Raw genomic sequence first — 22868 nt, 5'->3', positions numbered from 1 at the left:
GTTCTCCTCCGCTCGATGGGGTCAGTAAATCGGGAATTCCTTGCACAGCGCCGACACTTCGGCGCGCACGCGCTGTTCGACGGCGGCGTCGCCTTGCGGGTGGTCGCGCAGGCCCTGCAGCACTTCCAGGATCAGGGCGCCGATGCGGCGGAACTCGGTCTCGCCAAAGCCGCGCGTGGTGCCGGCCGAGGTGCCCAGGCGTACGCCCGAGGTGACGGTGGGTTTTTCATCGTCGAACGGAATGCCGTTCTTGTTGCATGTGAAGCCGGCGCGTTCGAGCGCCTGTTCGGTGGTGTTGCCCTTCAGGCCCATGGGGCGCAGGTCGACCAGCAGCAGGTGGTTATCGGTGCCGCCGGTGACCAGGTCCACGCCGCCCGCCGCCAGCACTTCGCCCAGCGCCTTGGCGTTGCCGACCACGCGCTCGATATAGGTCTTGAACGATGGCTGCAGCGCCTCGCCGAAGGCTACCGCCTTGGCCGCGATCACGTGCATCAACGGGCCGCCCTGCAAGCCGGGGAACACCGCCGAATTGATCTTTTTCGCGATCTCTTCGTCGTTGGTCATGATGATGCCGCCGCGCGGACCGCGCAGGGTCTTGTGGGTGGTCGAGGTGGTGACGTGGGCGTGCGGCACCGGGCTGGCATGCACGCCGGCCGCCACCAGGCCGGCAATGTGCGCCATGTCGACCATCAGGTAAGCGCCCACCGCGTCGGCGATGGCGCGGAAGCGCGCCCAGTCCAGCGCGCGCGGGTAGGCGGAAAAGCCGGCGATGATCAGCTTGGGCTTGTGCTCCTGCGCCAGCCGTTCCACCTCGTCATAATCGACGCGGCTGTCTTCGCGGCGCACGCCGTACTGGACGGCGTTGAACCATTTGCCCGACAGCGCGGGTTTGGCGCCGTGGGTCAGGTGGCCGCCGGCCGACAGCGCCATGCCCAGCACGGTATCGCCCGGCTGCAGCAGCGCCAGCATCACGGCGCCATTGGCCTGCGCACCCGAGTGCGGCTGCACGTTGACGTGGGCCGCGCCGAACAGCGCCTTGGCGCGGTCGATCGCCAGGGTTTCGATGACGTCGACTTCTTCGCAGCCGCCGTAGTAGCGCTTGCCTGGATAGCCTTCGGCGTATTTATTGGTCAGCACCGAACCCTGGGCTTCCAGCACGGCTTTCGAGACGATGTTTTCCGACGCGATCATTTCGATCTGGTCGCGCTGGCGGTGCAGCTCGCCGGCGATGCCCGCCGAGACGGCCGAATCCGATTCAGCCAGGGTGTTGCGGAAAAATGCGGTATGCGACATGGGATCTCCAGTGTGATGCTCAGCAGCTGACGACGTTGACCGCCAGCCCGCCAAGCGAGGTTTCTTTGTAATTGCTTTGCATATCGACGCCGGTCTGGCGCATGGTTTCGATCACCTGGTCGAGCGAGACGATGTGGCTGCCGTCGCTCATCAGGGCCATACGGGCGGCATTGACGGCCTTGATCGCCCCCATGCTATTGCGCTCGATGCAGGGCACCTGCACCAGGCCGTTGAGGGGATCGCAGGTCATGCCGAGGAAATGCTCCATCGCGATCTCCGCCGCGTTTTCAACCTGTTCCGGGGTGCCGCCCAGGACCGCCGCCAGCCCGGCCGCGGCCATCGAGGCCGACACGCCGATCTCGCCCTGGCATCCCATTTCCGCCGCAGAAATCGACGCGTTGCGCTTGTACAGCATGCCGATGCCGGCCGCCGTCAGCAGGAAGGTCAGGACGGCGTCGTCGCCGGCCTGCGGGTGGGCGCCGGTGTAATAAGTCAGCACGGCCGGGATCACGCCGGCCGAGCCGTTGGTGGGCGCCGTCACCACCCTGCCCCCGGCCGCGTTTTCTTCGTTGACCGCGATCGCGTAGGCGGAAAGGATGTCCATCATCGCGAAGTCGGCCGACAACCTGCCGGCGGCGCCATCGCGCGCCTGCCGGTACAGGCTGGAGGCGCGCCGCTTCAGCTTCAAGCCGCCCGGCAGCACGCCCTCGGCATGCAGGCCGCGCTCGACGCAGTCGCGCATCACGTGCCAGATTTCCAGCACCCGGGCGCGGGCCTCGGCCGCGCCGTGGTAGCTCGCTTCATTGCACAGTACCGCCTCGGCGATGCCGCAGCCCTGGCGCTTGCACCACGCCAGCAGCTCGGCGGCGCTGGCGAACGGGCACGGCCCCTCGTGCGCGCCGGGCCCATCCTGGCCGCCCCGGCCCGTCCGCGGCGCGATTTCATCTTCATCCTTGACCGCCCCGCCGCCGATGGAAAAATACTCGCGCGCCAGCAGCAGCGCGCCGTCCGCATCGAAAGCGCTAAGGCGCATGCCGTTCGGATGCTGCGGCAGACTCTCGCGCTTGTGAAACAGCAGGTCGGCCGCTTCGTTGAACGGCACCTCGTGCACGCCGGCCAGCGGCAGGCGGCCCTCGGCGCGCACGCGCGCGACCCGCTGCTGCGCCAGCGCCGGGTCGACCAGGTGCGGTTCCTCGCCCAGCAGGCCAAGCAGCACCGCGCTGTCGGTGCAATGCCCGACGCCGGTCAGCGCCAGCGAACCGTACAGGTCGACCTGGACCCGCGCCACCTGCGCCAGTTGCGGGCGCAGCACCTGCAGGTAGCGGTTCACCGCCAGCATCGGCCCGACGGTGTGCGAGCTCGATGGCCCGATGCCGATGCGGAACACGTCAAAAATACTGAATGGCATGCCGTCCTCCTTACACCAGGCGCAAGACCGGGTGCGATGCGTTGGCCTGGATGGTGGCGATGCCCAGGCCATACGGCCGCGCCGACTTGGACAGCAGGCGCCACACGTAATCGGCAAAGCTGCGGCGGAAGATCACGAAGATGCCCTGCTGGTCGTGGCGGAACACCGTCAGCGTGGCCTTGCCGCACACCGTGCTGGCCAGGCGGCCGGGGGCCAGCGCCTCGAAGTCATACACGCCGATGTGGCGCAGCAGGGTGACCTGGTGGGCGCCGCTCAGGTAGACCATGGTCAGGCCGCCCGAGTTATCCACCACCTGGGCATGCACGCCTTGCAGCGCCGCCTCCAGGCCGTCGATGCAGGACTGGCAGGCGCTGCGGGCGCATACCAGCAGCCATTCGTCCGGCGCCTGCCACAGCGCGACGCCGTGCGCAAACGGCACCACCGTACCGGGTTCGCGCGGCAAGGCGATGCCCAGCACTTGTTGGCAGGCGCCCGCGAAGGCCGCGTCCCGGGCGTCGCCGCGCACGATCACGTAGCCGAGCAAGGCCAATTCATTCATCCACACGCCGCAGCGGTCGTCCTGGCGGCGCGCCTTCGCGCCCAGGCCGAAGCCATGCAGCGGGCTTTGCGCATACGGTGCGAAGGCGACCTCCGCGCGCGCTTTCGGCTGGACGACTTCGGCAAGTTTGAGGTTAGTCTTAGGCATGTTGACGCTTCCCTTCCGGATCAATGAACACTGGCGATACGATCTTTGCGGCCGTGGTGGCGCCGCCATCCCAGGCGTGGAACACTTCGCCATCCTTGGCCAGGCCGCCTTCGATCAGCGCCAGCGCGATCGAACGTCCCAGGAAGGCGCTGTGGTAACTCGAGGTGACGCGGCCCACGCTGCGCTGTCCCGCCCCCGGCTTGACGACGATTTGCGCGCCTTCGGCCAGCACCACCTTGGGGTCTTCCGTCATCAGGCCGACCAGTTGCTTGCGGTCGCCGCGGGCCGTGTCGGCGCGCGCCAGCGAGCGCTTGCCGAGGAAGCTGAACGGCTTTTTCATGCTGACCGCCCATCCCATGCCGAGGTCGATCGGCGAGACCGAACCGTCCGTATCCTGGCCGACGATGATGAAACCCTTTTCCGCGCGCAGCACGTGCATGGTCTCGGTGCCGTAGGGCGTGATGTTGAATTCCGCGCCGGCCGCCATCAGCGATTCCCACATGTAGTGGCCGTAGCCGGCGTCGACGTTGACTTCATACGCCACCTCGCCCGAGAAGCTGATGCGGAACACGCGGGCCGGCACGCCGGCCACCGTGCCGACGCGGCAATCCATGTACTTGAAGGCGTCCGGCGACAGGTCGATGTCGGTACACAGCTTGGCCAGCACGGCGCGGCTGTTGGGGCCGACCACCGCGCTGGTGGACCAGTGGTCGGTGACCGAGGTCAGGTACACCTTCAATTCCGGCCATTCGGTCTGCAGCCATTTTTCCAGCCAGGTCAGCACCCGCGCCGCGCCGCCGGTGGTGGTGGTCATCATAAAATGCTGGTCGCTCAGGCAGGCGGTCACGCCGTCGTCCATCACCATGCCGTTTTCGTCCAGCATCAGGCCATAGCGGCACTTGCCCGGCGCCAGCTGGCTCCATGCGTTCGAATACACGCGGTTGAGGAATTCGCGCGCGTCCGGGCCGCGGATATCGATCTTGCCCAGGGTGGACGCGTCCATCATGGCCACGCTCTGGCGCGCAGCCAGCGCTTCGCGGTTCACGGCGGCGTGCATGTCTTCGCCTGGTTTCGGGAAATACCACGGGCGCATCCACTGCCCCACCGTCTCGAACAGCGCGCCCCGCTGCACGTGCGACTGCTGCGCCGGCGCATAGCGGCGCGGCTCGAACGTGTCGCCCACCATGGCGCCGGCCAGCGCGCCGAAGGCGACCGGCGTATAGGCCGGACGGTAGGTGGTGGTGCCGACTTCGCCGATCGGCTTGCCGAGCGCGTTGGCGGCGATCGCGAAGCCGTTCACGTTCGACAGCTTGCCCTGGTCGGTGCCGAAGCCCAGGCCGGTGTAGCGCTTGACGTGCTCGATCGAACGGTAATTCTCGCGCACCGCCAGCTCGATGTCGGATGCCGCGACGTCGTTCTGGAAGTCGACAAAGGCCTTGGCGCCGTGGCCTTCGCGCTTGCCGTCCGGCACGCGGAAGATGCGCCGCGCCGGCGCGCCCTCGACCGGCATCCTGCCGCCGCCCACCTTGGGCGTGGCGGCCGACGATGTGCGCCCCAGCTCGGCGCACATGGCGTTCACGGCGCCGGTGGTCTGCGACATCGCGCCCTGCAGGTCGAATTCGCCGACCACCGAGCCGACGCAGGCGATGCCCGGACGGCCCTGCGACGGGGCGACGAAGGCCAGCTTGCCTTCATCCCACGCGGGGCGGCTGCCGTTGTGGCAAAACAGGTGCACGTTCGGCGACAAGCCGCCCGACGACAGCAGCAGGTCGCAATCGACGCGCGGTCCGGCACCGGTCACGGCGTCCTTGCGCGGATCGAGCTTGACCAGGCGCGCGCCGCTGACGCTGCGTCCGCCGGTGGCCTGGGCGATGCCGTAACCGTTGAGGATTTCCACGCCGGCCTTGCCGGCCACCACGCTGCGCGCCGCCAGGGCGCCGATGGCGCGGGTGTCGCACAGGGTCACCTTGGCGCCGGCCGACGCCAGGTCGGTGGCCGCGCCATAGGCCCAGTCGTTGCTGGTCAAGACCAACACGCGCTGGCCGGCGCGCACCGCGTAGCGGTTCAGGTAAGTCTGCCCGGCGGCGGCGGTCATCACACCCGGCAAGTCGTTATTGCCGAACACCAGCGGACGCTCGATGGCGCCGGTGGCCAGCACCACGTGGCGCGCCCGGATCTTGTGCAGGCGCTGGCGCGGCTGGTCCGGATCGCGCACGGCCGGCGGCAGATGGTCCTGCAGCAGTTCCACCGCCTGCACCAGGTTGGCGTCATGCATGGCGAACGCCGTGGTGCGCGCCAGGCGGGTCACGTTGGACAAGGTGTCCAGTTCGGCGAGGCAGCGGCGCAGCCAGGTGGTGGCGGGATATTGGTCCAGTACCGCGTCCGGGTCGGACAGCAGCCAGCCGCCCATCTCGGCCTGTTCGTCGACCAGCAGCACGCGCAGCCCGGCGCGGCCGGCCAGCAGCGCCGCCCAGATGCCGCAGGCGCCGCCGCCGATCACCAGCACGTCCGGATGGTGGTGCAGGTGGTCGTAGTGTTCCGGGTCCGGGTCGACTGGCGCGCGGCCATAGCCGGCCGCGCGCCGGATCACGTCCTCGTACAGCGGCCACATCTTCGCCGGCGCCATGAAGGTCTTGTAGTAAAAGCCGGCCGGCATGAAGCGCGCGGCGCGGCCCATGATGCTTTTCACGTCGAAATCAAGCGAGGGCCAGCCGGTGGTGGAAAAAGCCTGCATGCCGTTGTACAGCTCGACCTGGGTCGACTTCAGGTTGGGCACCGTGACGGGGCCGCGCTCCAGCTGGATCAGCGCATTGGGCTCCTCGGCGCCATGGCCGACGATGCCGCGCGGACGGCCATACTTGAAGCTGCGGCCGATCATGCGCACGCCATTGGCCAGCAGCGCCGAGGCCAGCGTGTCACCGGCGCAGCCGCTGTAAGACTTGCCGTCGAACGAGAAATTGACGGGCTTGTCGCGGTCGATGCGCGCGTCGGGACGATTGATGCGGTGGGAGTTCACGCTTGCTCCTTGAGGTAGATCTGTTTGCCTTCGGCCAGCGTCCAGCAGCCGCCGATCTCGTGGGTAAAGGTATGGCGCTTGACCGCGACGACTTTGCGGCAGGCCGCCGAATGCAGCCATTGCTCCCAGTGCCAGCCCTTGCTGTTCTTGCGCATGAACACGTAGTCGCCCCAGTCGGCGTCGCTGCTGGTGTCCGGCGCCGGCGGGCGCACGATGTAGGCTTCGCCGGCGTAGCTGAATTCTTCTTCTTCGCGCACTTCGTTGCAGTGCGGGCAGTGAAACTTCAACATGATCAATTCCTCTGTCAGTGGGCGACGCCGGCGGCGCCGTGTTCGTCGATCAGGTGGCCGCTGTGGAAGCGGTCCAGCGCGAACGCCTCGTTGAGCGGGTGCGGCTGGTCGCGCGCAATGGTGTGGGCAAACACGTTGCCCGAACCGGGCGTGGCCTTGAAGCCGCCGGTCCCCCAGCCGCAATTGAAATACAGGCCTTTGATGGGGGTCTTGCCGATGATCGGGCAGGCGTCCGGCGACACGTCGACGATGCCGCCCCACTGGCGGTTCAGGCGCACGCGGGAAAACATCGGGAACAGTTCGATGATGGCGGCGGCCGTGTGTTCGATCACGTGCGGGCTGCCGCGCTGCGCATAGCTGAGGTAACTGTCGATGCCGGCGCCGATCACCAGTTCGCCCTTGTCGGACTGGCTCAGGTAGCCGTGCACGGCGTTCGACATCACCACGGTATCGAGCACCGGCTTGAGCGACTCGGACACGAATGCCTGCAGCGGATGGCTCTCGAGCGGCAGGCGGATGCCGGCCATCTTGGCCAGCGTGCTGGAGTGGCCCGCCGCCACGCAGCCGATGCGCTCGGCTCGGATGACGCCGCGCGACGTTTGCAGCCCGCGGATGCGGCCGCCCTCAATGTCCATGCCGGTCACTTCGCACTGCTCGATGATGTCAACGCCAAGATTGCTGGCGGCGCGGGCAAAGCCCCAGGCCACCGCATCGTGGCGCGCCACGCCGCCGCGCGGCTGGAAGCTGGCGCCCATGATCGGATAGCGCGCGCTGCTGCTGGCGTCGATCAGCGGGATGCGCTGCTTGACTTCGGCAGCCGTCAGGACCTGGGCATCGATATCGTTGAGCAGATTGGCGTTGACCCGGCGCTCGATATCGCGCATGTCCTGCAGGGTGTGTCCGAGGTTGAACACGCCGCGCTGGCTGAACATGACGTTGAAATTGATCTCCTGCGACAAGCCCTCCCACAGCTTGAGCGAATGCTCGTACAGCATCGCCGCTTCATCCCACAGATAATTCGAGCGCACAATGGTCGTGTTGCGCGCGGTGTTGCCGCCACCCAGGTATCCTTTTTCCAATACAGCAATATTCTTGATGCCGTGTTCCTTGGCCAGGTAATAGGCGGTGGCCAGGCCGTGCCCGCCGGCACCGACAATGATCACGTCGTAGGACGGTTTCGGTTCCGGGCTGCGCCAAGCCTGGTCCCAGCCTTCCTGGCGCTTGAAGCCCTGCTGAAGCAGGCTCCAAAATGAGTAGTTCTTCTGTGCCATATCGTGCTTTCCACGTTGAGGATCGTGGGGTCCATTATTGGGATCGTTGCGAATTGCAAATTGATCGAATCAGACGGCGGCTTGCCTGATTCCGACAAACTGCGCTTTGCGCGTGCCGTTGGGGCCTCAATGCAACAAGGCTTGATTGGGGTGGACAAGGATTGTCCTGATTCCGACATGCCGGCGTCCCATCCATTGTTCGACGCGGCATCGGAGCGTATATTTTGAGCACGATAAGGCGCGCCGGTCCGAGTGCGCCAAGGGAGACAGCCAAATGAACGCCATCCACTTGAAAAAACCCCGGCTCACGGTCGGATTCGTGCTCGCGCCCAGCTTCACCCTGCTGGCGTTTGCCGCCTTCATCGACACCTTGCGGCTGGCCGCCGACGACGGCGACCGCAGCCGCCCCATCCACTGCGCATGGGACGTGCTGAGCCACGATATGCGCTCGGTGAAAGCCAGTTGTGGGGTTGAAATCACGCCGACCGCCGGGCTGGAGGATCCCGCCAGATACGACTACATCGTCGTGGTCGGCGGCCTGCTCGGCGCGCTCAAGCTGGCGCCGGCCGTGAACGATTACCTGAAGCGGGCGGCCGCCGCGGTGCCGCTGGTGGGCATTTGCACCGGCAGTTTCGCCCTCGCCCGGCTCGGCCTGATGCAGGGACGGCGCAGCTGCGTCAGCTGGTATGTGTATGGCGACTTCACCAGTGAATTCCCCGACCTCGATGTCAGCTCGGACGAGCTGTTCATCGACGATGGCGACCGCCTTACCTGCGCCGGCGGTACCAGCGTGGTGCATCTGGCGGCCTACCTGGTGGAGCGCCACTGCGACAAGGCGCGCGCCAACAAGGCCACCCGCATCATGATCGAGCACGCGCCGCTGCCGGCCAAGACGCCGCAGCCGCAGCCGCTGTGCACGCGCAGCTCCGACGACATCCGGGTGCGCAAGGCCATGCTGCTGATCGAGCGCCACCTGGCCGACCCGTTGCCGGCCGAATTCATCGCGCAGCATGTGAATGTCAGCATGCGCCACCTGGAGCGCCTGTTCCAGGCTGAACTGGGCATGAGTCCGTTGGCGTTCGCGTTTGAATTACGCCTGAACAATGCGCTGCAATTGCTGGTGTCGACCAACAATTCCATCATCGATATCGCGCTGCAGTGCGGCTTCCTCAGCAATTCGCACTTTTCCCGCTGTTTCCGCATCCAGTTCGGCAAGACGCCGTCGAAAGTGCGCGAAGAAGCCGGCGGCAGGGCTGCCGCCGCAAGCATGGCGGCGGCGACGGCGGCGCCGGTGCTGTGGTAGCGGGACCCGGCAGACTTAGCGCAACGCCTCCGCCAGGGTGGCGATGCGGCCCGCCTCGGCGCCATCGTAGCCCGGATGTTCCAGCAAGCTGGTGCGGAACGCCGGCCCCTGCAAATACGCCGGGATGGCGGCGAAGCGCGGGTCGGCCAGGATGGCCTCGTTGCATACGAGGAAATATCGCTCAACCAATACCGGCACGAAATCAAGGTCGAACTGGCGCGCGGCGGCTTCCACGCCCAGTCCGGCATCGGCCTTGCCGGACGCGATGTAGGCCGCGATGGCCGCATGGGTCAGCTCCACCGTTTCCATGCCATCGATGTCGGCGCCCAGCAAGCCGGCCCGCTCCAGGAGCAACTCCAGGATCATGCGGGTGCCCGAGCCAGGTTGCCGGTTCACGAAACGCACGCCCGGACGGGCCAGGTCGTGGATGGTCCACACCTGGCTTGGGTTGCCTTTTCTTACCATGAGGCCGAGGCGCCGGGCCGTCACCGTGATGCAGCGGTAACCGTCTTTCAACAGCGCCTGCATGCGCGCCACCACCACCGGCTGCAACTCGCCGACAGGAATCGGGAAGCCGGCCACGTCGCAACCGCCCCGCGCCAGGGCGTGCAGTGCTTCGACGCTGCCGCGATAGCTGAGCTCGACAGGCGCCTGCACCCGCTGCAAATGCGCGTTGAGCGCGGCAATCGCATAGCCGTGGCTGGCGTAAATGCGCAGGTAACTCTGCCCGCGCGCCAACGCCAGCTGGACCTGGCCGTCGATTTCCGCCGCCATGGAATCGAGCAGCGGATCGAAGCGCGCGTGCACCAGCTTCAAGGCCCACACCAGGCGCTGGCCCAGTTCCGTCAGCGACGAGCCGCGGCCGCGCTGCATGTCCAGCACCGGCCCGCCGACCCGCTGCTCCAGCGCGCGCACCATATCCCAGGCGCTGCGGTAGGACATGCCGAGGCGCTCACACGCCATGCGCAGGTTGCCATGCCGCTCGACCTCGGCCAGCAGGCGCAACGGCCGGTCGATCGGATCATCGCCGTCGGCGCCGGTGATGGAAAAGCTGGGTTGCAGGCGAATACGCATGATGGAGGGCGAATTTAGTTGGTAAGAACATGCATATTAATGCATATTTAAATCAACAAGCAATGCCGGTGTTTCGCACATTTTCCAACATATTGCGCTATCTGCCGTTCTACGTCTACCATCGCACTTGCCTTGCCGGTCCCGCGAAATAGGCAAGCCCCTGCATCTTCACCCTTGACGGCTAGGAACAATATGCAAACGTCACTTGCTGCAACCGAGGCTGTCGAGGCAGCCATCCAGGCCCACCAGGGCATGCCTGGCGCCCTGCTGCCCATCCTGCACGCCATCCAGGACCGGCTCGGCCACGTGCCGGCCGATGCCGTGCCGGCCATCGCCGACGCGCTGAACCTGTCGCGCGCCGAGGTCCACGGCGTACTCACGTATTACCACCACTTCCGCCAGCAGCCGGCCGCGCGCCATGTGGTTGAACTGTGCCGCGCCGAAGCCTGCCAGGCGCGCGGCGCCGAAGCGCTGGCCAGCCACGTGCAGCAGGTGCTGGGCTGCGGCTTCCATGGCGCCAGCGCGGACGGCCAGGTCACCCTGGAACCCGTGTATTGCCTGGGCCACTGCGCGGTGGGCCCGAACATCGCCATCGACGGGCGGCCGTACGCGCGCGTCGGCGCGGCGCGTTTCGACGCGCTGCTGCGCTCCTGCGGAGATGGGCAATGAGCTGCACCATTTACGTTCCGCGCGATTCCACCGCCCTCGCGCTGGGTGCCGACGAAGTCGCCGAGGCCATCCGCGCGGAAGCGCAACGCCGCGCCATCGACGTGCGCATCGTGCGCAACGGGTCGCGCGGCATGTTCTGGCTGGAACCGCTGGTGGAAGTGGCGACGCCGCGCGGCCGCGTCGCTTACGGCCCGGTGGCGCCGGAGGACGTGGCCGGCCTGTTCGACGCCGGCCTGGTCGATGGCGGCGCCCACCCGCTCGCGCTGGGGCTGACCGACGAGCTGGCGTTCCTGAAACGGCAGGAGCGGATCACGTTCGCGCGCGTCGGCATCACGGACCCCGTCTCGCTGGACGATTACCTGGCGCACGGCGGCTACGCCGGCCTGCGCCGCGCGCTGGCGCTGGAGCCGGCCGCCATCGTGCAGGAGGTGCTGGATTCCGGCCTGCGCGGACGCGGCGGCGCGGCCTTCCCCACCGGCGTCAAATGGAAGACCGTGCTGGACGCGCAAGCGGCGCAAAAATACATCGTCTGCAACGCCGACGAAGGCGATTCCGGCACGTTCTCGGACCGCATGGTGATGGAAGACGACCCCTTCATGCTGATCGAGGGCATGACGATCGCCGGCCTGGCCGTGGGTGCCACGCAAGGCTACATCTACGTGCGCTCCGAATACCCGCATGCGATCGCGGCACTCGAGGAAGCCATCGCCCGTGCCTTGGCGGCCGGCTATGTCGGCCACGGCCTGCTCGGCAGCGCCAGGACCTTCCATCTGGAAGTGCGCAAGGGCGCCGGTTCCTATGTGTGCGGCGAAGAGACCGCGCTGCTGGAAAGCCTGGAGGGCAAGCGCGGCATTGTGCGCGCCAAGCCGCCGCTGCCGGCCCTGTCCGGCCTGTTCGGCCGGCCGACCGTCATCAACAACGTCATCTCGCTGGCGGCGGTGCCGCTCATCCTCGACAAGGGCGCCGCGTTTTACCGCGACCTCGGCCAGGGGCGCTCGCGCGGCACGCTGCCGTTCCAGCTGGCGGGCAACCTCCAATACGGCGGCCTGGTGGAAAAAGCCTTTGGCGTGACCTTGCGCGAATTGCTGTACGACTTCGGTGGCGGCAGCGCCAGCGGCCGGCCGCTGCGCGCGGTCCAGGTGGGCGGCCCGCTCGGCGCCTACCTGCCCGACTCGCGCTTCGACGTCCCGCTCGATTATGAAGCCTACGCCGCCATCGGCGCCGCCGTGGGCCACGGCGGTATCGTCGCCTTCGACGACAGCGTCGACATGGCGCGGCAGGCGCGCTACGCGATGGAGTTCTGCGCCGCCGAATCGTGCGGCAAGTGCACGCCCTGCCGCATCGGCTCGACGCGCGGCGTCGAAGTCATGGACAAGATCATCGCCGGACAGCAGCGTCCCCAGCAGATCCACCTGCTGCGCGACCTGTGCGACCTGATGCTGGCCGGCTCCCTGTGCGCGATGGGCGGCATGACGCCTTATCCTGTGCTGTCGGCATTGAATCACTTTCCGGAAGACTTCGGCGCCAGCGCCGGCGATGCGTCCCAATAAGGAAAACCTAGATGAATATTACCGAGTTCAAGCGGCCCGACATGGGTACGCCGCCGAAGGAATCCGAGGTCCTTGTGACACTGGAAATCGATGGCGTGGAAGTCACCGTCCCGGCAGGAACGTCCGTCATGCGCGCGGCCGCCATGGCCGGCACCAGCATACCGAAACTGTGCGCCACCGAGAGCCTGGAGGCCTTCGGTTCCTGCCGGGTATGTCTGGTCGAAATCGAAGGCAGGCGCGGCTATCCGGCCTCCTGCACCACGCCGTGCGAGCCTGGCATGAAGGTGCGCACCCAGACGCCGAAGCTGCAGGACTTGCGCAAGGGTATGCTGGAGCTCTACATCTCCGACCACCCGCTGGACTGCCTGACTTGCGCCGCCAACGGCGACTGCGAGCTGCAGGACATGGCGGGCGTGACCGGATTGCGCGAGGTGCGCTATGGCTACGAAGGCAGCAACCACCTGCGCATGGAGAAGGATGAGTCCAACCCCTATTTCAGCTACGACCCGTCGAAATGCATCGTGTGCAACCGCTGCGTGCGCGCCTGCGAGGAAACCCAGGGGACGTTTGCGTTGACCATCGATGGGCGCGGATTCGACTCGCGCGTCGCGGCCGGCCAGAATGACAGCTTCCTGGCGTCGGACTGCGTGTCCTGCGGTGCCTGTGTCAGTGCCTGTCCAACGGCGACCCTGACCGAGAAGACCGTCATCATGCTGGGCCAGGGGGAACACAGCAAAGTGACCACCTGCGCCTATTGCGGCGTAGGCTGCTCGTTCCGGGCCGAGATGAAGGGCAATGAAGTGGTGCGCATGGTCCCCAACCCGGACGGCAAGGCCAACCACGGCCACGCCTGCGTCAAGGGCCGTTTCGCGTGGGGCTATGCGAGCCACAAGGACCGCATGCTCAAGCCGATGATACGTCAGCGCATCACCGATCCCTGGCGCGAAGTGTCCTGGCAGGAAGCGGTCGACTACGCCGCATCCGAGTTCCGCCGCATCCAGGCCAAGCACGGACGCGCGTCGATCGGCGGCATCACATCGTCGCGCTGCACCAACGAAGAGACCTATCTGGTGCAGAAACTGGTCAGGGCTGCGTTCGGCAATAACAATGTCGATACCTGCGCACGGGTATGCCACTCCCCCACCGGGTATGGCTTGAAGCAAACCCTGGGCGAGTCCGCCGGCACCCAGACCTTCGATTCCGTCATGAAGGCCGATGTGGTGATGATCATCGGCGCCAACCCCGCTTCCGCCCATCCCGTATTTGCCTCCCAGATGAAGCGCCGCTTGCGCCAGGGCGCAAAACTGATTGTCATCGATCCGCGCACCACGGAAATGGTCAAGTCGCCGCATATCCAGGCCGACTATCACCTGAAACTGCGGCCGGGCACCAATGTCGCCATCGTCAACGCGCTGGCCCATGTGATCGTCACGGAGAACTTGTGCCAGGACGCGTACGTGGCCGAGCGCTGCGACATGGCATCCTTCACCGAGTGGAAAGAATTCGTTTCACTGCCGGAGAACGCGCCGGAAAACGTCGAGGCCGCCACCGGCGTGCCGGCCGAACACATCCGTGGCGCGGCGCGCCTGTATGCCACTGGCGGCAATGCGGCAATCTACTACGGCCTCGGAGTCACCGAACACGCCCAGGGTTCGACCATGGTGATCGGCATCGCCAACCTGGCGATGGCCACCGGGAACGTCGGTCGCGATGGCGTCGGCGTCAATCCCTTGCGGGGCCAGAACAATGTGCAGGGTTCGTGCGACATGGGATCGTTCCCCCACGAACTGCCAGGGTACCGCCATGTATCGGACAGCACGGTCCGCGCCGAGTTCGAAGCGGCGTGGAACTGCACGCTCGATCCCGAACCCGGCCTGCGCATCCCCAATATGTTTGACGCGGCGCTCGATGGCAGCTTCATGGGGCTGTACTGCGAAGGCGAGGACATCGTCCAGTCCGATCCCAACACCCAGCACGTCACCGCCGCCTTGTCGGCCATGGAATGCATCGTGGTGCAGGATCTGTTCTTGAATGAAACGGCAAAATACGCCCACGTATTCCTGCCCGGCTCGTCGTTCCTCGAAAAGGACGGCACTTTCACCAACGCGGAGCGCCGCATCTCCCGCGTGCGCAAGGTCATGCCACCGAAAGCCGGCAAATCGGATTGGGAAGTGACCATGCTGCTGGCGAACGCCCTGGGCTACCCGATGCACTATCGCCATCCGCGCGAGATCATGGAAGAGATTGCCAGCCTGACGCCCACCTTCCGCGGCGTGAGCTACCGCCGCATCGATGAATTGGGCGGCAGCATCCAGTGGCCGTGCAACGAGGCCGCGCCGGAAGGCACGCCGATCATGCATATCGGCGCCTTTGTACGCGGCAAGGGCCGCTTCATACCGACCAAGTTCTTCGGCAGCAGCGAAAAAGTCACACGTCGCTACCCGCTGATCCTGACGACCGGACGCATACTGTCGCAATACAACGTCGGTGCGCAGACCCGGCGCACCGCCAACAATGCCTGGCACAGCGAAGACCGGCTGGAGATTCATCCACACGATGCGCAGGAGCGCGGCATTGCGCAGGATGACTGGGTTGGCATCGAATCGCGCGCCGGACAAACGGCGCTGCGTGCCACCGTCACTGAACGCATCCAGCCCGGGGTGGTCTACACGACCTTCCATTTCCCGGAGTCCGGTGCCAATGTCATCACGACCGACGCATCCGACTGGGCAACGAACTGTCCGGAATACAAGGTCACCGCGGTGCAGGTCATGCCCGTTACCCAACCATCTTCATGGCAAAAGGAATACGCGCGCTTCAACGCGACGCAGATTGCATTGGCGGATGGGGAGCGCATTCCGCTGCAGACAGAGACCGCGACGGGTCCAAAGCGGGGATAAGCCATGGAACAGCCCCTACAACAATGCGTCGAAAAGGAAACGGGATGAATGCGAACGTGGATGTACTGATTACGATGGCTAATCAGATAGGCGATTTTTTCGGCACCTTAAAGAACCGCGCGCAATCGTTGGAAGAAATTGCCAACCACCTGCGCCGCTTTTGGGAGCCACGCATGCGTCTCGCCCTGCTCGCGCATGTCGACCAGAAAGCCGGGGCGGGATTGAGCGACATCGTGCTCGAGAGCCTGCACACCTACCGGAACATCGTTGCCTTGCCAGCCATCCGATAACGGAATACACCAACCGCCTTTCTCACTTTATCGGGGTAACACTATATGAAAACCAAAGCCGCCATCGCATGGCAAGCCGGCGCACCGTTGACGATAGCAACCGTTGACCTGCAAGGGCCCAGAGCCGGCGAAGTCCTGGTGGAACTGAAAGCTAGCGGCATCTGCCATACGGACTACTACACCTTGTCCGGCGCCGACCCGGAAGGTATTTTCCCGGCCATCCTGGGCCATGAAGGGGCGGGCGTGGTGGTCGATGTCGGCCCCGGTGTCACCACGCTGAAAAAAGACGACCATGTGATCCCGCTGTACACGCCGGAATGCCGCCAGTGCAAATTCTGCCTGTCGCGCAAGACCAACCTGTGCCAGGCGATCCGCTCCACGCAAGGCCGCGGCCTGATGCCGGACGAGACCAGCCGCTTTTCCCTGGACGGCCAGCCGCTGTTCCATTACATGGGTACCTCGACCTTCTCGAATTACATCGTGGTGCCGGAAATCGCCCTGGCGAAAATCCGCGAAGATGCGCCATTCGACAAAGTGTGCTACATCGGCTGCGGCGTCACCACGGGCGTGGGCGCGGTGCTGTTCTCCGCCAAGGTGGAGGCCGGCGCCAACGTGGTGGTATTCGGACTGGGCGGTATCGGCCTGAATGTGATCCAGGCGGCACGCATGGTGGGCGCCGACAAGGTCATTGGCGTCGACATCAACCCGGCCCGCCAGGAGATGGCGCGCAAGTTCGGCATGACCCACTTCGTCAACCCGAAGGAAGTGGAGAACGTGGTGGACGCCATCGTACAAATCACCGATGGCGGCGCCGACTATTCGTTTGAGTGCGTCGGCAACACCACCACCATGCGCCAGGCACTGGAGTGCACGCACAAGGGCTGGGGCAAGTCCTTCATTATCGGCGTGGCCGCGGCCGGCCAGGAAATCTCCACCCGACCGTTTCAGCTGGTCACCGGGCGCGAGTGGCGCGGTTCCGCGTTTGGCGGCGCGCGCGGCCGTACCGATGTGCCGAAGATTGTCGACTGGTACATGGAAGGCAAGCTGAACATCGACGACCTCATCACGCACCGTCTGCCACTGGAGCGCGTCAACGAAGGCTTCGACCTGATGAAGGCCGGCGAGTCGATCCGCTCGGTCATCCTGTACTAAAGGAACGCGCATCCCCGCCTACGTTCAAATTCCGCGTAGCCGCTCGCCACTTCCGGACCAAGCAGGAACCCTATGGCTTCGCAGGGCCGCTCAGGAGTAGCATCAGCACGCTGTGCGGCGCCAGTCGCGCGTCCAGTTTGGTGCTGGTGTCGCCTGTCTTCTTGCTCCACAGGTCGGACCACCGGTAGACGGTCTGCTTGAAGTCGACCGACCGCTTGCTCAGGTCATCGATCAGAATTTGCTTCTTCCAGTCATGGTGAACGTCGGCAGGCTGGTTGGAGCGATTCAGGAACATCAGTGCCCATTGGCCGCCGTCAAGCGGCTTGGCATAGACCTCCAGCGGACCATCGGCCAGGACGCGCAGCGCCTGCACACCCAGCTTGTCCTGGTTCACCGCGATCACGCCGGGGTTGGTCAGGATCCGGCGGGTCGACTCGGACATGGAACGCAGGTCGTTGCCCAGGATGAGGGGCGAGGCCATCATGGCCCAGATCGACAGATGGGCGCGGTCTTCATCCTCGCTCATGCCATTGCCCACTTCGAGCATGTCCATATCGTTCCAGTGGCCGGGCCCCGCGAACTTGCGCAGGTTTGCCTGCTTGTCGAGGACGCGCAGCACGCCCAGGCCAGTCGAGAGGCCGGGACTGAATTCGCAGTCGAAGCAATTATAGATATCGGGCGTGGTGCGCCACGAATGGGCGACCTTGCCGGCCCACTCCCACGGCTTGCTCATGCCCCACTCGCACACGCTGAACACCATCGGGCGGCCCGACTTGGCGATCGCGTCGCTCATTGTGGTGTAGGCCGGTTCGGCGTTCATGCCCGGGGTGTCGCACCAGTCGTACTTGACGTAATCGATGCCCCAGCGCGCATAGGTGCGCGCATCCTGATACTCGTGGCCGCGGCTGCCGGGACGGCCGTCGCAGGTGGTCGCGCCGGCGTCCGAGTAAATGCCCAGCTTGAGTCCCTTGCCATGCACATAGTCCGCCAGCGCTTTTATGCCGGATGGGAAGTGCTTGGCGTCGGGCTGGATGTTGCCGTCGGCGTCGCGCTGGCCTTGCCAGCAATCGTCAATGTTCACGTACTGGAAGCCGGCGTCCTTCAAGCCGGACTTGACCATGGCATCAGCGGTCTCGCGGATCATGCGCTCGTCGATTTCGCAGGCAAATTTGTTCCAGCTGTTCCAGCCCATTTGCGGGGTGCTGGCCACGCCTTCAGCCTTTTGAGCCCAGCAATTGCCTGCCGCGCCTACGAATAGGGTCAATGCCGCAGCAGCCGCTCTCATTGTCGTGCTCGTCAACAGCGGCTTGTGTGTTATGTGCTTTGTTTTCATATCTAAATCATTCGCAAAAAAAGGGGATATCGTACAAATCCATGATTCAAAAAAAATCACTATACTGTTCAGGGCGCAGGCGGCACGATAGTGACAACGACGCGCCCGTAGCGCGTCAGCGCCGGACGGCCCATATCGGTCACCTGAACGATGAAGTGCGCGGTCTCCGGCTTGCTCACCACTGGCGCCAGCCCCGAAACGGTATGATAATTTTCCGCATACCCCAGCTTGATCGTCTCCTTGTAGCTGCCGGCTTCGGGATACTGAAACCACAGGTAGCTCAAGTGATCCCCATCGGGGTCTGAGCTGCCGGCGGCGCTCAGCGTGAAGACTTCGCCAGATTTGATGGTCAGCCGATCGCCAGGGCTGAGCTTGACGACTGGCGGATGATTGGCCCCCTTGTACGGCTTGGTGCTCCAGTCCATGCGCGCGGCGAAATCGTTCTGGAACTCTTTACGCCAGCGCCAGATCGTCGTCCTGTACCCAGTGGAGACCTTATCGTGGGCGCGCACGGTGCGGCCGTAGTCGTTGTGAACAGTCGGCCTGTAACTGTCCACGGCGTTCGTCCAGATGGCATGCGGCTCTTGCAATACAGGTACGTTGCCGGTGAAGCCTTCCGGGTTGGTCGTCTCCAACGCTGGCGTGTAAAACTCGTAGCGCCCACCCCAGCCGCCCCAGTCCGGATGCTCGGGTGCGTTCAGGCCGTTAGGTATCAAGGACATGAAGGATGGCGAATCGCCCTCCATGCCAAAGGAGACATCCGGATACATCGCCCCCAGCGGTCCATGCCCCTGCTGAATATTCGCTGCGATCCAGTTGTTGCTCACCTCCGTGCTGTCGAAGCCCGGCTCGGCCGTGTGGATGCCAGTCCAGGTGCCGTTGCCATACCCGCCGGGGCTGACGATATAAAACAGATCGGGAAACTTGGTGCGTATCCAGATACCGGAATCGTCCTGATCGGAGATCGTGTAGACGCGCAACTTGCTGATCAGGCGAGCGGCCTGCTCCGGCGTCCGGTCGTGGCCAATCCGATACAGCGCTTGAGCAAGGGTATTGACACCTCCCCAGACTGAAACCCAAAGCGGTCGCGCATCGTTTTTCTCCAGGGCCTGGATGATGGCGTCCGATCCCGGCGAGTCCTTGTCGTCGCCGACACCTTGCATGCCGTAGAGTTTCGAGCCGGAGCGCACCACCGCCTTCAGTGCCTGCGCTTTCGGAAAACCCGGTTCGTGCTTCAGCAGATTGGGTTGTACTTGGCCGTAGGCGTCGATGATCGCGTGCATGGATTCCGGTGCGATACGCCACTTCTGATGCGTGGAGGTGGTGGCGACGATGCCTTCGATATCGATCTGGTTCGCGTACAGAAGCAAGCGCACGAGCGACTGGCTGTCATCGGGATCGGCCTCGATATCACTGAGAACAATCAGGCGTTGTTTGGGTTCGGCAAAGCCAGGGGTCGGCACGCAAGCCAGTAACGCCGCCAACATCACCGTGATTGGAAGTAGTTGCATTATCTCTGTGTTGAATTGAGCTGCAAGGAAACGGATACCCATGTTCTTCCTGTCTGCATATTATGTGGTTATGGGGCCGGCCGCTTACGGGGTTGCGCCCTTGACCAGCGCATTGAGGAGGTCCGGGTCGAGGACTGTATTATTGCTCCGGTCGATCAGGCCGCCCACGTCCCAATAGAACGGTAATAAACCATGAGTCACTGCCGACTTGGTGGCGTAGTTTATATAATAGACGCGTGACTTCTTATGCAGGGCCAGTGCGTCGCCCGTCAGATTGGTACGCAGCATCGCGGCGTACTCGCCGAGTACGACCGGAATGCCCTTGTCGATAAACTTCTGCTTCATCAACAAAAACTGCTGGTCGACATAAGCCTCCTCCATCTGGGTGGGGTTGTGGGCGGTGTCCGTGGCCGAATGGTTATCCTTGCCCCAATAGTAGAATGCATTGCCATATGATTCATCTTTTTCCATCAAGGTAAATTGCCAGGGGTAAAAGTGCACCTCCGCCATCAACTTATTGCTGACGGTGTCGGTCGGCATGCCCGTCCACATCGCCATTGTTTTATCGATGTCCGTTTGCGGTCCCTGGATCACCAGGACGCGGTAGGCGTTCTTGCCACCGGTGGCGCGCACCGCGCTGACGAAGGTCTGGTGGTAGGAATTGAGCACCGGAATTTGGGTGGCCGTGTCGATACTTGGCTCGTTGGCGCTGGCAAACAACAAATGCTCGTCAAAGTCGCGTAATTGCGTGGCGATCTGAGTCCAGAACGCCCTTTGCTTCTCATTGACTGCCACTTGCTTGTCGGGCACAACGTTTCTTTCGAGCCAGCCGCCGTCCCAATGGATGTTCACGATCACATACATCTGGTTGTCGACGCAGTATTTGACAACGAGCTTGACGCGGTCCAGCCAGGCTTGGTCGATCTTGGCGGTCTGCTGGTTGGCGTACTGGTCCCAGGCCAGCGGCAACCGGATGGCGTTAAATCCGTCCGCCTTGGCCGCTTTGATCAGCGCCTCGGTGATCAGGGGATTGCCCCAGCCAGTTTCTCCGCCGATCGCCTCCATTGTGTTGCCAATATTCAAACCCAGACGAATCTTGCTGGCGAGCTGGACAGCGGTGCTGCCCATGCCGGTGGTATCGGGCGCGACCGGGTTCTTGTTGTAGTCTGGATAGAGATCCGCAGCCGGCGCCGGCGTCGACGGCGCTGGCGTTGTGGGGGCTGGCGTTGTGGGGGCTGGCGTTGTGGGGGCTGGCGTTGTGGGGGCTGGCGTTGTGGGGGCTGGCGTTGTGGGGGCTGGCGTTGTTGGGGCTGGCGTCGTTGGGGCTGGCGTGGTGGCCGCTGGCATCGGTGCCGCGATGCTGTCCGAGCCGCCGCCACAGCCGACGCTTAATAACAGAATTACAATTGATATAAATGTACTGGCGAGCTTCATCATAACCTCGAAATATTCATGCTGACAAATTGTCATGCGGCCTAGAAAGTTTTCTAAGGCCAAGTGTCAGCATAGGGAGGATGGCGCAGTCGTCGGTAGCGATATTCCTGAAAATGCTTGCAGTGTGCGGATAGTTGATAAACTTGGGGATTTACATCTACTGATTGCCGAGTTCTGAAGGCCTGGGGTTTCAGCCGTGCCCTTCCTGGAATAACTTGTTGAAATACGAAACGTTGTCCTTTTCCGCGATCACGGCAGGCCGCTCACCTTTGAGACGCAAAAATCCTTCTCTTTCCTTTACCGACCAGAGCGTTTTATCCGGATTATCGTTCCATTGCCAGACTACGGGCAATGCAACCCCGCAGTGACAGGCGGCACCGCATGCTGTACATTGCGAGACCTGACGACTGCTGCCGCGCACGCGCCAGCGGCCTCGCCTCGGTCCAACCATCCAACTTTTATCTGTATGCACGCGTTATATTCAAAGGCACTGCTTCGGCTGGTCCTACTGCTCGGTTTGAGTATCTTGATCGGGTATCTGTGCGTCAACCGCAGCTATCACCGTGTCCCCTTGTTCGAGCAAGAAGATTTTTCTTGGCAGTTGCGCAAGGCGCACAACGGCGCCCCCGCGACCACCAGTCTGAACGTGAAAGTCGACGCCGAGCGCTTGATCATGGAATACGTTCTGTCAGGCAACGACCCCGATCCCTATGCATCGAGCGCCCTGCTCTTTACGGACCGCAAGGGCAACCCGGCATTATTCGATTGGTCAAGGTTCAGCAAGATCAGTTTCGAGGCACGCTGCTTCCCTGCCGGTACCATCCTGGTCGGCCTCACCACCTTCGACGAGAAGCGGTCCAAACTGGAAGACCTGACGACCTACCGCTCCCCATCGGCATACGTCAACTGCAATCCGAACGGGGGCCGCGTCGAACTCGACCTGACCCATTTGACCATTCCGCAATGGTGGGTCGACATGCACAAAATCGACCCATCCGATCTGGGCTACTCGCTGGCCAAGGTCGCGCAAATCGAAGTCGACACCAGCCAGGTCAGCCGCGTCGACACCCCGTCGCGTATCGAAATCGCTGGCATCGAAATGCACGAGCGGAAATACGGCTACCTGTATTTTTTCGCCGCGTACCTGATACTGACCTGTGCCGGGTTCGCATTCTGGTTCGTCAAGCAGTACGCGGTGGCCCTGGCCAACGACCTGCACGCGCGCATGCAGAAAGACCTGCCGCTGGTGGCGTACCAGCAGCTGGCGCTGGAGCCGCACCGGGAAAGGGAAAAATCCGCCATTTTGAGGTTGCTGGCGACGCGTTATGCGGATTCGGAACTGGATCTGGAAACCGTGGTCTCGGAAACCGGCGTCAACCGCAATAAGGTCAACGACATATTAAAAGCGGAGATGGGGTACACCTTTATCGGGTACTTGAACAAGCTCAGGTTGACCGAAGCATCGCGCCTCCTGGTGGAAAACACCAGCGCCAGTATTGCGGAAATCGCCTATTCGGTCGGATATAAGAATTCCTCGTATTTCAATAAGCTCTTCAAGGAAGAATACGAATGCACGCCCAAGGCATTCCGCGAAATATGCAAAAAGGAAGCCCGCGAGCCGGCGCCATAAAGACCATATTTCGCCGGCGGCGCTGAGCGCAGCCGCTG

18 protein-coding genes are annotated in these 22868 nt (G+C 63.8%); 7 read left to right on the top strand and 11 right to left on the bottom strand.

Annotated features, from left to right (window positions below; translation table 11 throughout):
- Positions 1–21: 21 nt before the first annotated feature.
- Genes glyA through ACEN9O_RS22015 form a run of 6 tightly spaced genes read right to left on the bottom strand, consistent with a single transcriptional unit; the run spans position 22 to position 7984 of the window.
- The gene (gene glyA, locus ACEN9O_RS22040; RefSeq protein ID WP_495613942.1) at positions 22–1293 is read right to left on the bottom strand and encodes a serine hydroxymethyltransferase; all 1272 of its coding nucleotides are present in this window, start codon (positions 1291–1293) and stop codon (positions 22–24) included.
- A 19-nt stretch (positions 1294–1312) separates the two neighbouring features.
- A complete protein-coding gene (locus ACEN9O_RS22035; RefSeq protein ID WP_495613941.1) occupies positions 1313–2701 on the bottom strand; it encodes an L-serine ammonia-lyase in 1389 nt (462 codons plus the stop codon).
- A gap of 10 nt (positions 2702–2711) precedes the next feature.
- Positions 2712–3407, bottom strand: a complete 696-nt coding sequence (locus ACEN9O_RS22030) for a sarcosine oxidase subunit gamma (RefSeq protein ID WP_495613940.1) — start codon at positions 3405–3407, stop codon at positions 2712–2714.
- Positions 3400–6423, bottom strand: coding sequence for a sarcosine oxidase subunit alpha family protein (locus ACEN9O_RS22025; protein WP_495613939.1), 3024 nt, complete (start codon positions 6421–6423; stop codon positions 3400–3402). Before ACEN9O_RS22025 ends, ACEN9O_RS22030 begins: the two co-directional genes overlap by 8 nt.
- Positions 6420–6713, bottom strand: a complete 294-nt coding sequence (locus ACEN9O_RS22020) for a sarcosine oxidase subunit delta (protein WP_495613938.1) — start codon at positions 6711–6713, stop codon at positions 6420–6422. The genes ACEN9O_RS22025 and ACEN9O_RS22020 overlap by 4 nt, the downstream gene beginning before the upstream one ends.
- A 14-nt stretch (positions 6714–6727) precedes the next feature.
- Complete coding sequence (locus ACEN9O_RS22015; protein WP_495613937.1) at positions 6728–7984, bottom strand: sarcosine oxidase subunit beta family protein; 1257 nt, start codon at positions 7982–7984, stop codon at positions 6728–6730.
- A 274-nt stretch (positions 7985–8258) separates the two neighbouring features.
- Between ACEN9O_RS22015 and ACEN9O_RS22010 the strand changes: the two genes are divergently transcribed.
- Entirely contained in the window at positions 8259–9287 is a 1029-nt protein-coding gene (locus tag ACEN9O_RS22010) for a GlxA family transcriptional regulator (RefSeq protein ID WP_495613936.1), read from the top strand.
- Between the two features lie 15 nt (positions 9288–9302).
- Here the strand turns inward: ACEN9O_RS22010 and ACEN9O_RS22005 are convergent, their stop codons facing one another.
- On the bottom strand, positions 9303–10361 hold the full coding sequence (locus ACEN9O_RS22005; protein WP_495613935.1) for a substrate-binding domain-containing protein: 1059 nt from the start codon (positions 10359–10361) through the stop codon (positions 9303–9305).
- A gap of 192 nt (positions 10362–10553) precedes the next feature.
- Here ACEN9O_RS22005 and ACEN9O_RS22000 point away from each other — a divergent pair, with 192 nt between their 5' ends.
- From ACEN9O_RS22000 to ACEN9O_RS21980, 5 genes are read left to right on the top strand one after another with little or no spacing between them, the layout of a single operon-like run.
- Positions 10554–11030 (top strand): formate dehydrogenase subunit gamma, encoded by a 477-nt coding sequence (locus tag ACEN9O_RS22000; RefSeq protein WP_495613934.1) that lies wholly within the window; start codon positions 10554–10556, stop codon positions 11028–11030.
- Entirely contained in the window at positions 11027–12580 is a 1554-nt protein-coding gene (locus ACEN9O_RS21995) for a formate dehydrogenase beta subunit (protein WP_495613933.1), read from the top strand. The genes ACEN9O_RS22000 and ACEN9O_RS21995 overlap by 4 nt, the downstream gene beginning before the upstream one ends.
- Before the next feature lie 11 nt (positions 12581–12591).
- Complete coding sequence (gene fdhF, locus ACEN9O_RS21990; RefSeq protein ID WP_495613932.1) at positions 12592–15480, top strand: formate dehydrogenase subunit alpha; 2889 nt, start codon at positions 12592–12594, stop codon at positions 15478–15480.
- Positions 15481–15524: 44 nt separating this feature from the next.
- Positions 15525–15770, top strand: a complete 246-nt coding sequence (locus tag ACEN9O_RS21985) for a formate dehydrogenase subunit delta (protein WP_495613931.1) — start codon at positions 15525–15527, stop codon at positions 15768–15770.
- Between the two features lie 45 nt (positions 15771–15815).
- Positions 15816–16922, top strand: a complete 1107-nt coding sequence (locus ACEN9O_RS21980; protein WP_495613930.1) for an S-(hydroxymethyl)glutathione dehydrogenase/class III alcohol dehydrogenase — start codon at positions 15816–15818, stop codon at positions 16920–16922.
- Positions 16923–16992: 70 nt separating this feature from the next.
- Here the strand turns inward: ACEN9O_RS21980 and ACEN9O_RS21975 are convergent, their stop codons facing one another.
- From ACEN9O_RS21975 to ACEN9O_RS21960, 4 genes are all read right to left on the bottom strand, one after another.
- Positions 16993–18132 (bottom strand): glycoside hydrolase family 27 protein, encoded by a 1140-nt coding sequence (locus tag ACEN9O_RS21975; protein ID WP_495613929.1) that lies wholly within the window; start codon positions 18130–18132, stop codon positions 16993–16995.
- 191 nt (positions 18133–18323) lie between these two features.
- Entirely contained in the window at positions 18324–19808 is a 1485-nt protein-coding gene (locus ACEN9O_RS21970; RefSeq protein ID WP_495613928.1) for a DUF1593 domain-containing protein, read from the bottom strand.
- A 42-nt stretch (positions 19809–19850) separates the two neighbouring features.
- Entirely contained in the window at positions 19851–21203 is a 1353-nt protein-coding gene (locus ACEN9O_RS21965) for a glycoside hydrolase family 5 protein (protein WP_495613927.1), read from the bottom strand.
- Between the two features lie 187 nt (positions 21204–21390).
- Positions 21391–21672 (bottom strand): beta-xylosidase family glycoside hydrolase, encoded by a 282-nt coding sequence (locus ACEN9O_RS21960; protein WP_495613926.1) that lies wholly within the window; start codon positions 21670–21672, stop codon positions 21391–21393.
- 54 nt (positions 21673–21726) lie between these two features.
- Here ACEN9O_RS21960 and ACEN9O_RS21955 point away from each other — a divergent pair, with 54 nt between their 5' ends.
- Positions 21727–22830 (top strand): helix-turn-helix domain-containing protein, encoded by a 1104-nt coding sequence (locus tag ACEN9O_RS21955; RefSeq protein ID WP_495613925.1) that lies wholly within the window; start codon positions 21727–21729, stop codon positions 22828–22830.
- Positions 22831–22868 lie beyond the last annotated feature (38 nt).

Source organism: Duganella sp. Dugasp78, from assembly GCF_059491455.1.
This window is presented reverse-complemented; position numbering and strand designations above follow the sequence as displayed.